Origin of the sequence: Micromonospora sagamiensis, assembly GCF_014680085.1 — a bacterium.
In the GTDB taxonomy this organism is placed as follows: domain Bacteria; phylum Actinomycetota; class Actinomycetes; order Mycobacteriales; family Micromonosporaceae; genus Micromonospora; species Micromonospora inyonensis.
Map to the genome: position 1 here is coordinate 2,088,049 of NZ_AP023438.1, position 12,973 is coordinate 2,101,021.

General features: G+C 70.5%; 15 protein-coding genes. 1 reads left to right on the forward strand and 14 read right to left on the reverse strand.

Going from position 1 to position 12,973, the window contains the following annotated elements; genetic code table 11:
• Nucleotides 1-29: 29 nt before the first annotated feature.
• The 3 genes from IGA62_RS08655 to IGA62_RS08665 all read right to left on the reverse strand — a co-directional run bounded on the left by IGA62_RS08655 (nt 30) and on the right by IGA62_RS08665 (nt 3,405).
• Nucleotides 30-974 carry an aldo/keto reductase gene (locus tag IGA62_RS08655; protein ID WP_091451851.1) on the reverse strand — a complete coding sequence of 315 codons (945 nt, stop codon included), beginning with the start codon at nt 972-974 and terminating at the stop codon, nt 30-32.
• 104 nt (nt 975-1,078) lie between these two features.
• Nucleotides 1,079-2,758 (reverse strand): ABC-F family ATP-binding cassette domain-containing protein, encoded by a 1,680-nt coding sequence (locus IGA62_RS08660; protein ID WP_145815471.1) that lies wholly within the window; start codon nt 2,756-2,758, stop codon nt 1,079-1,081.
• 41 nt (nt 2,759-2,799) lie between these two features.
• On the reverse strand, nt 2,800-3,405 hold the full coding sequence (locus IGA62_RS08665; RefSeq protein WP_145815470.1) for a class I SAM-dependent methyltransferase: 606 nt from the start codon (nt 3,403-3,405) through the stop codon (nt 2,800-2,802).
• Nucleotides 3,406-3,530: 125 nt separating this feature from the next.
• Here IGA62_RS08665 and IGA62_RS08670 point away from each other — a divergent pair, with 125 nt between their 5' ends.
• The gene (locus tag IGA62_RS08670) at nt 3,531-4,697 is read left to right on the forward strand and encodes a hypothetical protein (protein ID WP_186499713.1); all 1,167 of its coding nucleotides are present in this window, start codon (nt 3,531-3,533) and stop codon (nt 4,695-4,697) included.
• A gap of 87 nt (nt 4,698-4,784) precedes the next feature.
• Here IGA62_RS08670 and truA read toward each other — a convergent pair whose 3' ends face one another.
• From truA to secY, 11 genes are all read right to left on the reverse strand, one after another.
• Nucleotides 4,785-5,615 carry a tRNA pseudouridine(38-40) synthase TruA gene (gene truA / locus IGA62_RS08675; RefSeq protein ID WP_145821717.1) on the reverse strand — a complete coding sequence of 277 codons (831 nt, stop codon included), beginning with the start codon at nt 5,613-5,615 and terminating at the stop codon, nt 4,785-4,787.
• 68 nt (nt 5,616-5,683) lie between these two features.
• Nucleotides 5,684-6,244 carry a 50S ribosomal protein L17 gene (gene rplQ, locus IGA62_RS08680; protein WP_091451870.1) on the reverse strand — a complete coding sequence of 187 codons (561 nt, stop codon included), beginning with the start codon at nt 6,242-6,244 and terminating at the stop codon, nt 5,684-5,686.
• Nucleotides 6,245-6,278: 34 nt separating this feature from the next.
• Nucleotides 6,279-7,301, reverse strand: a complete 1,023-nt coding sequence (locus tag IGA62_RS08685; protein WP_076466647.1) for a DNA-directed RNA polymerase subunit alpha — start codon at nt 7,299-7,301, stop codon at nt 6,279-6,281.
• A gap of 100 nt (nt 7,302-7,401) precedes the next feature.
• The gene (gene rpsD / locus IGA62_RS08690) at nt 7,402-8,028 is read right to left on the reverse strand and encodes a 30S ribosomal protein S4 (RefSeq protein ID WP_091451874.1); all 627 of its coding nucleotides are present in this window, start codon (nt 8,026-8,028) and stop codon (nt 7,402-7,404) included.
• A gap of 13 nt (nt 8,029-8,041) precedes the next feature.
• On the reverse strand, nt 8,042-8,449 hold the full coding sequence (rpsK, locus tag IGA62_RS08695; protein WP_030329919.1) for a 30S ribosomal protein S11: 408 nt from the start codon (nt 8,447-8,449) through the stop codon (nt 8,042-8,044).
• An 18-nt stretch (nt 8,450-8,467) separates the two neighbouring features.
• Nucleotides 8,468-8,848, reverse strand: a complete 381-nt coding sequence (rpsM, locus tag IGA62_RS08700) for a 30S ribosomal protein S13 (RefSeq protein ID WP_007073012.1) — start codon at nt 8,846-8,848, stop codon at nt 8,468-8,470.
• 265 nt (nt 8,849-9,113) lie between these two features.
• Nucleotides 9,114-9,227, reverse strand: a complete 114-nt coding sequence (gene rpmJ / locus IGA62_RS08705) for a 50S ribosomal protein L36 (protein WP_043965539.1) — start codon at nt 9,225-9,227, stop codon at nt 9,114-9,116.
• Nucleotides 9,228-9,324: 97 nt separating this feature from the next.
• Nucleotides 9,325-9,546, reverse strand: a complete 222-nt coding sequence (gene infA / locus IGA62_RS08710; protein ID WP_007073013.1) for a translation initiation factor IF-1 — start codon at nt 9,544-9,546, stop codon at nt 9,325-9,327.
• A gap of 290 nt (nt 9,547-9,836) precedes the next feature.
• Nucleotides 9,837-10,688 (reverse strand): type I methionyl aminopeptidase, encoded by an 852-nt coding sequence (gene map / locus IGA62_RS08715; RefSeq protein WP_091451878.1) that lies wholly within the window; start codon nt 10,686-10,688, stop codon nt 9,837-9,839.
• 115 nt (nt 10,689-10,803) lie between these two features.
• Nucleotides 10,804-11,457 carry an adenylate kinase gene (locus tag IGA62_RS08720; protein ID WP_091451883.1) on the reverse strand — a complete coding sequence of 218 codons (654 nt, stop codon included), beginning with the start codon at nt 11,455-11,457 and terminating at the stop codon, nt 10,804-10,806.
• Nucleotides 11,458-12,786 carry a preprotein translocase subunit SecY gene (gene secY / locus IGA62_RS08725; protein ID WP_091451886.1) on the reverse strand — a complete coding sequence of 443 codons (1,329 nt, stop codon included), beginning with the start codon at nt 12,784-12,786 and terminating at the stop codon, nt 11,458-11,460.
• Nucleotides 12,787-12,973: the final 187 nt, after the last annotated feature.

Below are 12,973 nucleotides of genomic sequence, written 5' to 3' on the forward strand. Positions count from 1 at the left end.
GGTCCGCCAGTGGTCAGAGAAGCCAGTGGTCAGAGGAGCGCGCGCAGGGCGGCCAGGTCGTCGTCGTCCGGTTGCCAGGCACCGGCTGCGGCGTTGGCCCGTACCTGCTCCGGCGTGGTGGCCCCGGCGATCACCGAGGTGACCGCCGGCTGGGCGGCCAACCCACCGATGGCCACCTGGAGCATGGTGAGCCCTCGCTGGTCGGCGTACGACCCGATGGCCTCGATGGTGTCCCAGTCGGCGGTGGCGAACCGCTGCGCGTACCGGCCCGCACCGGCGAGCCGGCTGCCCGCCGGAGGTTGCTCCCCGCGCCGGTACTTGCCGGTGAGCAGGCCGTCAGCGAGCGGGAAGAACGGCAGCAGCCCGAGTCCGAAGCGCTCACACGCCGGCACCACCTCGGTCTCCACCGCGCGTTCCAACAGGCTGTAGTGGTTCTGGGCGCTGACGAACCGGGTCGTGCCGGCAGTCCGGGCGATCCAGTCGGCGTCGGCGATCTGCCAGCCACTGAAGTTGGAGTTGCCCAGGTAACGCACCTTGCCCGCGCGGACCAGATCGTCCAGGGCGGCGAGGGTCTCCTCGATCGGCGTGCCCGGGTCCGGCTCGTGCAGCTGGTAGAGGTCGATATGGTCGGTGCCGAGCCGACGCAGCGACGCCTCCACCGCCCGGGCGACGTACCGGCGGGCGCCACGCGCGCCGTGGTCCGGGCCGTTCATGCCGTGCATGTCCATGCCGAACTTGGTGGCCACCACCACGTCGTCGCGCCGCCCGCGCAGGGCCGCACCGAGCAGTTCCTCGGAGCCGCCCTGCGGCTGCCCGTAGATGTCGGCCGTGTCGAAGAAGTTGATACCGGCGTCGAGGGCGGCCTCCACCACCGCTCGGGTCCCGGCCAGGTCGAGTTTGCGGCCGAAGTTGTTGCAGCCGACACCGACCACGGATACCACGAGCCCCGAGTCGCCCAGTCGGCGGAAGGTCATCTCAGTCACGAGATCAACTCTATGCGGCGGTGGTTGCAGGGGTCCCCTGCTACTCAAAAAGCGGTAACAAGGGGCCCCTGCAACCACCTCACCCCGCAACCACCTCAGCCGACATCCCAGACCGGTTCGGGGGTCTCGCGGACCTCGCCGTCGCCCGCGAAGAGGACGAAGCGGTCGAAGGAGCGGGTGAACCAGCGGTCGTGGGTGACCGCGACCACCGTGCCGGCGAACGCCTTCAGCCCCTCCTCCAGCGCCTCCGCGCTGGCCAGGTCGAGGTTGTCGGTGGGCTCGTCGAGCAGCAGCAGGGTCGCTCCGGACAGCTCCAGCAGCAGCACCAGGAACCGCGCCTGCTGTCCACCGGACAACGTGCCGAACCGCTGGTCGCCCTGGCCGGCCAGCTCGTAGCGGCCGAGCGCGGCCATCGCGGTGTGCCGGTCCATGCCGGCCCGGTGCTCGTCGCCCCGCCAGAGGATCTCGACGAGGGTCTTCGCCATCAGCTCCGGTCGGTCGTGGGTCTGCGAGAAGTGTCCCGGCCGGACCCGGGCACCGAGGCGCACCATCCCGTCGTGGGCGACCGGGGCGAGGGCGGCCGCCCCGTCCACCGGCCCGTTCGCCGGGTCCGGGTCGGTGCCGCCGCGGGCCAGCAGCCGCAGGAAGTGCGACTTGCCGGTGCCGTTCGCGCCGAGCACGGCGACCCGGTCGCCGTACCAGATCTCCAGGTCGAAGGGGTAGGTCAGGCCGTCCAGCTCCAGAGACTCGCAGATCACCGCGCGCTTGCCGGTCCGCCCGCCGGTCAGGCGCATCCGGATGTCCTGGTCCTTCGGAGGTACGGGCGGCGGCCCGGCTTCCTCGAACTTGCGCAACCGGGTCTGCGCGGCCTGGTAACGGGAGGCCAGCCCGTCGTTGTACGCGGCCTTCTGCTTGTACATCAGCATCAGCTCGCGCAGCTTCTGGTGTTCCTCGTCCCACCGGCGGCGCTGCTCGTCGAGGCGCGCGTGCCGGGCCACCCGGGCGTCGTACCAGGTCGCGAAGCTGCCCGGGTGCACCCAGGCGCTGCCGCCCTCCACCGCGACCACCCGGTCGGCGGTCTGGGCGAGCAGTTCCCGGTCATGCGATACGTACAGCACGGACTTGGTGGACTCGCGCAGCCGCGCCTCCAGCCATCGTTTGCCGGGCACGTCGAGGAAGTTGTCCGGCTCGTCGAGCAGGAGCACCTCGTCGGGGCCGCGCAGCAGCAGTTCCAGGGCGAAGCGTTTCTGCTGGCCGCCGGAGAGCGTCCGGACCGGACGGTCCCGGGCGGTCTCCCAGGGCAGGTCGAGCACGATGGTCGCGACGGTGTCGAAGAGCACCTCCGCGTCGTATCCGCCGGCCTCGCCCCAGGCGGCCAGCGCGTCCGCGTACGCGAGCTGCGCCTTGCCGGCGGCGGTGCTGTACTTGCCGCGTACCTCGGCGGCCCTCATCGCCGCCTCGGTCTCGACCAGCCGGCGCCCGGCGTCGCGCAGCGCGGGCGGGGCCAGACCGAGGGCCAGGTCGGCGAGGGTGGAGTCGTCGCCGATCATGCCGATGAACTGCCGCATGACGCCGAGCCCTCCGGAGCGGGCAACGCCGCCCACGGCGACCGGCAGGTCACCGGCGACCATCCGCAGCAGGGTCGTCTTGCCCGCACCGTTCGGTCCGACCAGGGCGACCTTGGCCCCCTCGCCGACCCGGAACGACACGTCGGCGAAGAGTTCCCGACCGTCCGGCAGGGTGTGCGCCACCCCGGCCACGTCCACGTATCCCACCCGGGCATCCTGCCCGAGCGGCACGGGCCGGGGACATCCATTTACCGGGTGACGCGGAGCACCCGGTAGCCCTTCTGGCTCGCGTGCCGGACGACCTGCCAGCCCTGGTCGGTGAGCCAGCCGTGCAGCGAGTCACCGCCGAGGTGCCGGGCGACCACCAGCCAGGCGACCCCGTCCGGGGTGAGCCGGGGCAGCCAGCGGCGCAGCAGGGTGTGGAGTTCCTCCTTGCCGATCCGGATCGGCGGGTTGGACCAGAGCTGGGTGAAGGTGACCCCGTCGGGCACGTCGTCCGGGTCGGCCACCCGTACCCGGCCGGCCGCCCCGACCCGGACGGCGTTGCCGGCGGTGAGTTCCCGGGCGCGTTCGTTGACGTCGACCGCCCAGACCGTCGCCGCCGGGGCGTGCGTGGCGAGGACGCAGGCGATCGGCCCGAATCCGCAGCCCAGGTCGAGCAGCGCCCCGGCGGTCTCCGGCGCGGGCAGCTCGGCCTTGCGAAGCAGAACGGCGGTGCCCGCGTCGAGGCGGTCGGCGGAGAAGACCCCGCCGGCGGAGTCCAGGGTGTAGTCGCGCCCGGCGACGGAGAACTCGACCTGCCGCGGCTGGGGCAGGCTCGCGGGACGGGAGCTGAAGTAGTGGTCGCCGGTCACGTCCGCATTCTCGCGTACCGGGGCGGAGGCACCGGCACGACGGTCGGCGGTCCGGGACGGGACATCAGTGGGGGCAATTTCCCGTTTTACCCCCTGAAAGGAGTAATGCCCTTAATCTATGGCACATGGTGTACCGGTACGAGTCCGATGAGGACGCACTGCACGGGCTTCCGCAACCCGGAGCCGACCCGTCGGCGGCCGGCGCGCGACGCGCCCCCGCCGGCCCCTCACCCTCCCGCTTCCCGACGCCGGACCTGCCCCCGGTCCCCCGGGCAGCCAGCGAGCAGGCCCGGGCCGTCGTCCCGGCGCCGCCCCCGGCCACGCCGGTACCCGAGGAGACCGCCCCGGTGTCAGCCGCCCCGACCCGGACGCAGTCCGCCGAGCCGGCGGTCGCACCGCAGCCGGACCCCGCGCCCGCCGTGGAGTACCCGACGGCCCCCGCGCCCGCCGTGGAGTACCCGACGGCCCCCGCGCCCGCCGTGGGGTATCCGACAGCACGCACGACCCCGATGGGTGGCCGGCTCTGGCAGATGGTGGTGGGCGGTGCTGCGGTCCTGGTGCTGCTGGCCATCTGCGGCCTCGGCACCGCTGCCGTGCTGCTGGAACGGGAGTCGACACCCGATCCGCAGAGCCCTCCGTCCGCCCCGCCCGGCGCGGTGCGCACCGACGGGCCGGTCCGGACCGACCTGGACTCCCGCGACACCGACCCGCTGCCGCTGACCGCGAGGGAGGTCTTCCCGGGCCGCCAGCTGGTCCTCGCCGACGGGCAACCGGCATACCAGGTCCTCAAGACCCACTCCAGCGCGAGCTGCGCGGTGGCGGCCACCGACGACATCGCCGACCTGCTGGTCCGGCTCGGCTGCAACCAGGTCGTCCGGGGCACGGTACGGGCACCGGACGGCGGGCACCTGGCCACCGCCGGCTTGCTCAACCTCACCGACCTGGCCAGCGCCGAGCGGGCCCGGGAGCGGATCCGGCAGATCCTCCAGCACCAGCAGGGCCGGTTCCTGGCCCTGGAGGCCGGCGACGAGACCAAGGCGCTGACCACCGCGGCGGCCCGGGTGGCCTGGCAGGTACGCGGCCACTACATCGCCTACTGCCTCGTGGTCCGGGCCGACGGCCAGCCGATCGACACGAACGACCCGAAGGCGAAGCAGGTACTCAACGACATGGTCGAGCTCCACCTCGACCAGACGGTGCTGGAGCGCCGGACCGACGGCGACCTCGTACAGCCGGACCCGAACTCGACCGGGACCCTCGGGACGGACCCGTCCGGCTCCGACGACGACTGAGCCTGCCTCGGGGACGCCCGGCCCCGTCGAGGTCGCTGCGGCCGGGCGTCGGGCCGGCCTGCCGGACGGAACGGCACGTGGCCTCGGTCAGGACGTGCTCGGCACCCGCAGGCGACGGGTGAGATCCGCGCGGCGGGCGTACTCCGTCGGGTCGACGGGGTAGCCGACCGCGACCAGGGTCAGCCCGTGCGCGGGCGCCACGGTCACCTCGCTCGACCGTTCCCGCCGGGTGAGCAGGCTCGCCGGCCAGTCGACCGGTCGTCGGCCGTCCCCCGCGACCAGCATCGCCCCGACCAGGCTGCGCACCATCGCCTGGCAGAACGCGTCCGCCTGCACGGTGGCGACCAGCAGCCCGTCCGGGTCCCGCCGCCAGTCCAGCCGGGTCACCTCGCGCAGCGTGGTGGCGTTCTCCTTGCGCTTGCAGTACGCGGCGAAGTCGTGCTCCCCCACCAGCCCGGCCGCGGCGGCGTTCAACGCGGCCAGGTCCAGCGGGCGCGGCCAGGCCAGCACCTCGTGCCGGTGCAGCGGCTCCGCACCCCACGGGGCGTCGGTCACCCGGTACTCGTAGCGGCGAAAGGTGGCCGAGAACCGGGCGTCGAAGTCGGCCGGCACCTCGGTCAGTGCCCGGACCCGCACGTCCGGCGGGAGCAGCCGGGCCAGCCGACGCAGCAGCGCACCCTGGTGCGCCCGCCAGACATCGCCGGGCAGTTCGAGGTGACAGACCTGCCCGGAGGCGTGCACCCCGGCGTCGGTCCGGCCGGCCACGGTCAGTCCGGTCGCGGTGCCCGCGCCGAGCACCAGGTCCAGGGTCGCGGTGAGCACCCCGGCCACCGTCCGCCGCTCCGGCTGTGCGGCCCACCCGGAAAAACCGGTGCCGTCGTACGCGACGTCCAGCCGAAGCCGGATCCGCTCCTCCACTCGTACCTCCGCGTCATGCATCGGGCCCGGCACCCCGAAGGGTGCCGGGCCCGATGGTGGCCTCATGCTCAGGCCTTGTCGTTCTCGCCGGCCTCGTCGCTGTCCTCACGGGCGGCTGCGGTGTCCCCGGAAGCCGACACCGGCGGCTCGGCGTCCTGGTCGGCGTCCTTGCCCTGCGGGGCCTCCTCGGCCGGGGCGAGCGCCTCGACCTTGTCCTGCTGCGCGGCCTTGCGGGCGGCGGTCTTCCGGTTCGCCTTGGCCTCGGCGACCTGAAGCTCCTCGACCAGCTCGATGATCGCCATCGGCGCGGCGTCACCCTTGCGCGGACCGGTCTTCACGATCCGGGTGTAGCCACCGTTGCGGTTGGCGTACCGGGGCGCGATCTGGTCGAACAGGGCGTAGACCACGTCCTTGTCCTTGACGACACCCAGCACCCGCCGCCGCGAGGCCAGGTCACCGCGCTTGGCCTTGGTGATGAGCTGCTCGGCCAGCGGGCGCAGCCGCCGGGCCTTCGTCTCGGTGGTCTGGATCTTGCCGTGCTGGAACAGCGCGGTGGCCAGGTTGGCCAGCATCAGCCGCTCGTGCGCGGGGCTGCCGCCGAGGCGGGGGCCCTTGGTGGGCGTGGGCATGGTTGGTGCTCCTCGTTTAGATGCTCAGCCGCGGTTACAGCTGCTCGGTCTCGCGGTAGTCGTCGGTGTCGTAGTCAGCCTCGCCGAAGGTGTCCACGACGTGCGCCGGGTCGAAGTTGGGCGCGGAGTCCTTCAGGCCCAGCCCCATCCCGGCGAGCTTCATCTTGACCTCGTCGATCGACTTCTGACCGAAATTGCGGATGTCGAGAAGGTCGGCCTCGGTGCGCCCGATCAGCTCACCAACGGTGTTGATGCCCTCGCGCTTGAGGCAGTTGTAGGAGCGGACGGTGAGGTCCAGCTCCTCGATCGGCAGGGCCAGGTCCGCCGCGAGCTGGGCGTCCTGCGGGGACGGCCCGATGTCGATGCCCTCGGCGGTCTCGTCCAGCTCCCGGGCCAGGCCGAAGAGCTCCACCAGCGTCGAACCGGCGGAGGCCAGCGCGGTACGCGGCCCCATCGACGGCTTGGTCTCGACGTCGATGATCAGCCGGTCGAAGTCGGTCCGCTGCTCGACCCGGGTCGCCTCGACGCGGTAGGTGACCTTCAGGACCGGCGAGTAGATCGAGTCGACCGGGATCCGGCCGATCTCCGCGCCGGCCTGCTTGTTCTGCGCCGCGGTGACGTAGCCGCGACCCCGCTCGACGGTCAGCTCCATGTCGAGCCGGCCCTTGCCGTTGAGGGTGGCGAGCTTCAGGTCCGGGTTGTGCACCGAGACGCCGGCCGGGGGCTGGATGTCACCCGCGGTCACGTCGCCCGGACCCTGCTTGCGCAGGTACATGCTGACCGGCTCGTCGTGCTCGGAGCTGACGCAGAGCTCCTTGATGTTCATGACGAGCTCGACCACGTCCTCCTTGACACCGGGGATCGTGGTGAACTCGTGCAGCACGCCGTCGATCTTGATCGAGGTCACCGCCGCACCCGGGATGGACGACAGCAGCGTACGCCGCAGCGAGTTGCCCAGGGTGTAGCCGAAGCCGGGCTCCAGCGGCTCGATGGTGAACCGGGACCGGGTCTCGTTGATCGACTCTTCGGAGAGGGTCGGTCGCTGGCTGATGAGCATGTCTTCTCTTCTCTTCCGGGACGCCCGCTATATGACGCCCACGACAAACTGTTCCGGTGGTCCGCCCCGGTATGGGGCGGACCACCGCAACGAGCTCCGACTACTTCGAGTAGAGCTCGACGATCAGCTGCTCCTGGACCTGCGTGTCGATGACCTGCCGGGCCGGGAGCGAGTGCACCAGGATCTTCATCTGGCTGGGGATGGCCTCGAGCCAGGCCGGCACCGTCTTCGAGCCGGCCTCGGCCTGCGCCACGATGAACGGGGTGAGCTCCTTGCTCTTGCCCCGGACCTCGATGATGTCGTGCTCCTTCACGCGGAACGACGGGATGTCGACCTTCTTGCCGTTCACCGTGAAGTGGCCGTGCTTGACCAGCTGACGGGCCATGTCCCGGGACTTGGCGTAGCCAGCCCGGTAGACCACGTTGTCCAGCCGCGACTCGAGGATCTGCAGGAGGACCTCACCGGTCTTGGCCTGCTTGGCCACGGCCTCCTCGTAGTAACCGCGGAACTGCTTCTCCAGCACGCCGTAGACGCGGCGGGCCTTCTGCTTCTCGCGGAGCTGGAGCAGGTACTCCGTCTCCTTGGTGCGACCCCGGCCGTGCTGTCCGGGCGGGAACGGCCGGGACTCGAACGGGCACTTCGGGCCATCGCACTTGCTGCCCTTGAGGAACAGCTTCATCTTCTCCCGCCGGCAACGGCGGCAGTCAGCACCGGTGTAACGAGCCATCTCTCTCTACCTCTCAGACCCGGCGACGCTTCGGCGGACGGCATCCGTTGTGCGGCTGCGGGGTGACGTCGGCGATCTGGCCGACCTCCAGCCCGACGGCCTGCAGCGAACGGATCGCGGTCTCCCGGCCGGAGCCGGGGCCCTTCACGAATACGTCGACCTTGCGCATGCCGTGCTCCATCGCCCGGCGCGCGGCGGCCTCGGCGGCCAGCTGCGCGGCGAACGGGGTCGACTTGCGCGAGCCCTTGAAGCCGACCTGACCGGCGGAGGCCCAGGAGATGACCGCACCGGTCGGGTCCGTGATGGACACGATCGTGTTGTTGAAGGTGCTCTTGATGTGCGCCTGCCCGTGGGCGACGTTCTTGCGTTCCTTGCGCCGGACCTTCTTGACGGCGGCTCCGGCACGAGCCTTCGGTGGCATAAGTCTGTGCGCTCCTAGTTACTTCTTGCCGGGCTTCTTCTTGCCGGCGACGGTCCGCTTCGGGCCCTTCCGGGTCCGCGCGTTGGTCCTGGTCCGCTGCCCGCGCACGGGCAGACCCCGGCGGTGCCGGATGCCGGCGTAGCAGCCGATCTCGACCTTGCGGCGGATGTCAGCGGCGACCTCGCGGCGCAGGTCGCCTTCTACCTTGTAGTTCGCCTCGATGTGGTCGCGGAGCTGGACCAGCTCCTCGTCCGTGAGGTCCCGAGCGCGCTTGTCCGGCGAGATGCCGGTGGCGGCGAGCGTCTCCAGGGCGCGGGTGCGACCCACGCCGAAGATGTAGGTGAGCGCGATCTCCATCCGCTTTTCGCGGGGGAGGTCGACGCCGACTAGACGTGCCATGTGCGGGCGTACTCCCTTGTGGTGTTCTGGCGGAGGTCTGAGCCCGCCCCACCCCGTTCCGACCACGTCACCGACCGGACGCGTCGTGACGCGTCGCGACCGGGGGCGGTCGTTGCCCGAACGGGCCCCGGCCTCCGACCGGGGGTCAGCCACGTGGGAGTACGCGATGCGTACCGCTCGCGGCTGGGACGAGCTGATGATGTGGTGTCGGGATCCGCGGCCCGAACCAGATGGACCGACCGTCGGACGGTCGGTCAGCCCTGGTTCAGCCCTGGCGCTGCTTGTGGCGCGGGTCGGAGCAGATGACCATGACCCGGCCGTGCCGGCGGATGACCCGGCACTTGTTGCAGATCCTCTTGACGCTCGGCTTGACCTTCACGGTTGCCTTACTTCCCATCTGGCCCGGAGACGCGACGAAGCGCGACCCCGGACGTCGAAGACGGACACGGGGACTACCCGGCCGTCGTCAGGCGTGGTTACTTGTAGCGGTAGACGATGCGCCCGCGGGTCAGGTCGTACGGCGAGAGTTCGACGACGACCCGGTCCTCCGGCAGGATGCGGATGTAGTGCTGCCGCATCTTGCCGCTGATGTGAGCCAGCACCTTGTGACCGTTCGCGAGCTCCACCCGGAACATGGCGTTCGGCAGGGGCTCGATGACTCGACCCTCGATCTCGATGGCTCCGTCTTTTTTCGGCATGTCCTCCGCTGTCCTGACGTCGGTTACTCCGGACGGCCCACAACGTCTTACACGAACCCCTGATGGTCATCAGGGTGTTCGAGCCAGCCGCGGCTCCGACCGCCACCGAAGCGCAGGGTGGGCATGCCGGAGTGGACGCTGTGCGCCGATCTGAAAGTGTACGCGGGCTGACCGGTGCACGCCAAACCGGCCACCCCGGTCACTCGAAATTGGGACGAAAAGCCCGGACTGGGCCGACTTTTCGCCACCGCTGACGACCCCGCCCCCCGGTCGGGCGGGACCGGCGAAGATCAGACTGCGGGCGAGTCGGCGGGCTGGCGGGAGGTCACCAGGTCGCCCAGGCGGGCCCGGCCGCCGTCCGGGGCGGTGAGCACCCAGACGCCGTCCTCCAGCAGCGCCATGGAGTGCTCGACGTGCGCGGCGACCGACCTGTCCCGGGTCACCACCGTCCAGCCGTCGGCGAGTTCGACGGTACGCGGCGAACCCATGGTGATCATGGGTTCGATGGCGAGCGCGATCCCCGGCACCAGGCGCGGTCCGCGCCCCGGGCGGCCGTGGTTGAGCACGTGCGGGTCCTGGTGCATCTCGGTGCCGATGCCGTGCCCGCCGTACCCGTCGACGATGCCGTACCGGCCGCCCCGACGGACCGCGGTCTCCACCGCGTGGGAGATGTCGGTGAGCCGGCCCTTGCCGCTCGCCGCACCCCGGGCCGCAGCGGCGATCCCGGCCCACATGGCGTCCTCGGCGACCTCGGCCATCCGCAGCAGGGCGGGGTCGGCCGCACCGACCCCGACGGTGATCGCGGCGTCGCCGTGCCAGCCGTCCAGGACGGCCCCGCAGTCGATCGAGATCAGGTCGCCCTCCCGCAGGACCTGGTCGGGCGAGGGGATGGCGTGCACGACCTGCTCGTTGACCGAGGAGCAGATCGAGGCGGGGAATCCGTGGTAGCCCTTGAAGGAGGGAACCGCGCCCGCGCCCCGGATCACCGACTCGGCGATCGCGTCGAGGTCGGCGGTGCTGACCCCCGGGGCCACCGCCTCACGCATCCGCTGGAGGGCGGCGGCCACCACCAGGCCGGCGGCCCGCATCTTCTCGATCTGCTCGGGGGTCTTCAGCTGGATGTCCAGCTGGGGACGGCGCATGACGCGGTTACCTTTCGTCAACGGGGAGGCGGGGGCACGACGGGACGCGCTCGCACTCCTCGCACTCTAGCCGCCGCGCGACGCATGGCCCCAGCCGTCGTGGGAGCGCGGGACGTCAGCCGCCGTAGGAGCGCAGGGCGTCGATCGCCCGGACGGTCACGTCCTCGACCGGTCCGGTCGCGTCGATCCCGACCAGCTTGCCCTGGGCGCCGTAGTAGTCGACCAGGGGTGCGGTCTTCTCGGCGTACTCCCGCAGGCGCGCGGCGATGGTCTCCGGCTTGTCGTCGTCGCGCTGGAACAGCTCCGCGCCGCAACGGTCGCAGATGTCGTCCCGGGTGGTCGCGTCGAACTCGACGTGCCAGATCTTGCCGCAGCCCCGGCAGGTACGCCGGCCGGAGAGCCGCCGGATCACCTCGTCGTCGTCCACGACCAGTTCCAGCACCAGTTCGAGCGCGGTCCCGAGGTCGGCGAGGAGCTTGTCCAGGGCGGCTGCCTGCGGCGTCGTCCGCGGGAAGCCGTCGAGCAGGAAGCCCTCGGCGGCGTCCGGCTCGGCGAGCCGGTCCCGGACCATGTTGATGGTCACCTCGTCCGGGACCAGCTTGCCGGCGTCCATGTAGCGCTTGGCTTCGACCCCGAGCGGGGTGCCCTGCGAGACGTTCGCCCGGAAGATGTCCCCGGTCGAGATCTTCGGAACCGACAGGTGCGCGGCGATGAACTCCGCCTGTGTGCCCTTGCCCGCGCCCGGCGGGCCAACCAGAACGAGTCTCATCTACCGCAGGAACCCTTCGTAGTTCCGCTGCATGAGTTGGCTCTCGATCTGTTTCACGGTCTCCAGACCCACGCCGACCATGATCAGCACGGCGGTGCCGCCGAACGGGAAGTTCACGTAGGCCTGGCTGTCCAGCCAGATGAAGAAGAAGTTCGGCAGGACCGAGATGGCCGCGAGGTAGAGCGCGCCCGGCAGGGTGATCCGGCTGAGGATGAAGTCGAGGTACTCGGCGGTCGGCTTACCGGGACGGATGCCCGGGACGAAGCCGCCGTACTTCTTCATGTTGTCCGCGACCTCGGTCGGGTTGAACGTGATCGAGACGTAGAAGTACGTGAAGAAGATGATCAGCAGGAAGTAGACCGTGATGTAGATCGGGCTGGTCGGGTCGGCCAGGTTGTTCTGGATCCACGCCTGGGTCTTGCCCGGATCGGTCTGGTCGAAGAACTGGAGCGCCAGCTGCGGCAGGTAGAGCAGCGACGAACCGAAGATGACCGGGATGACACCCGCCTGGTTGACCTTCAGCGGGATGTAGGTGGAGGTGCCGCCGTACATCCGCCGGCCGATCATGCGCTTGGCGTACTGCACCGGGATCCGGCGCTGCGCCTGCTCGATGAAGACGACCGCGGTGATGACCAGCAGGACCAGCGCGATGACGAGGGCGAACCAGCCCCAACCCTTGCTGATCTTGATCTGCCAACCCTCGCTGGGGAGGCGGGCGGCGATCGAGGTGAAGATCAGGACGGACATGCCGTTGCCGACGCCCCGGTCGGTGATCAGCTCACCGAGCCACATCACCATGCCGGTACCGGCGGTCATGGTCATGACCAGGATGGTCAGAGTCAGCCAGTCCGGGATGCCGGTGCCCTCGGGGATGATCGGGAACTGGTCGCACTGGTTGTTGAAGAGCTGGCCCGACCGGGCCAGGGCGACGAAGGCCGACGCCTGGAGGACACCCAGCCCGAGGGTCAGGTACCGGGTGTACTGGGTGATCTTCGCCTGGCCGGCCTGGCCCTCCTTGCGGAGCTGCTCCAGGCGCGGGATAACCACCGTCAGCAGCTGAAGGATGATCGACGCGGTGATGTAGGGCATGATGCCCAGCGCGAAGACCGAGAGCGAGAGCAGTGCGCCGCCGGAGAAGAGGTTGAGCAGGTTGAAGACCCCGTTCGACCCCCCTTCCAGGCTGTCGATGCACTTCTGCACGTTCGCGTACGAGACGCCAGGGCTGGGCAGTGTCGCACCGAGCCGGTAGACCGCGATGATGCCGACTGTGAACAGCAGCTTCTTGCGCAGGTCAGGCGTACGGAACGCACTGAGAAAGGCGGACAGCAACTTCTTCCTCCTGCGCGAGGCGGGCCGCCGGTGGAACCCTGGCGGGGACGGGGCGGGGTGCGGTCGGGCGAGCGCCCGATATCCATAGCTGGGAACGGACTCTAACAGCCCGACCGCTGTCCGGGCAGGCTTGCCCGGGAACATATACCGGTAACGATGTGATTCGGAACACTGACACGCAGTAGAA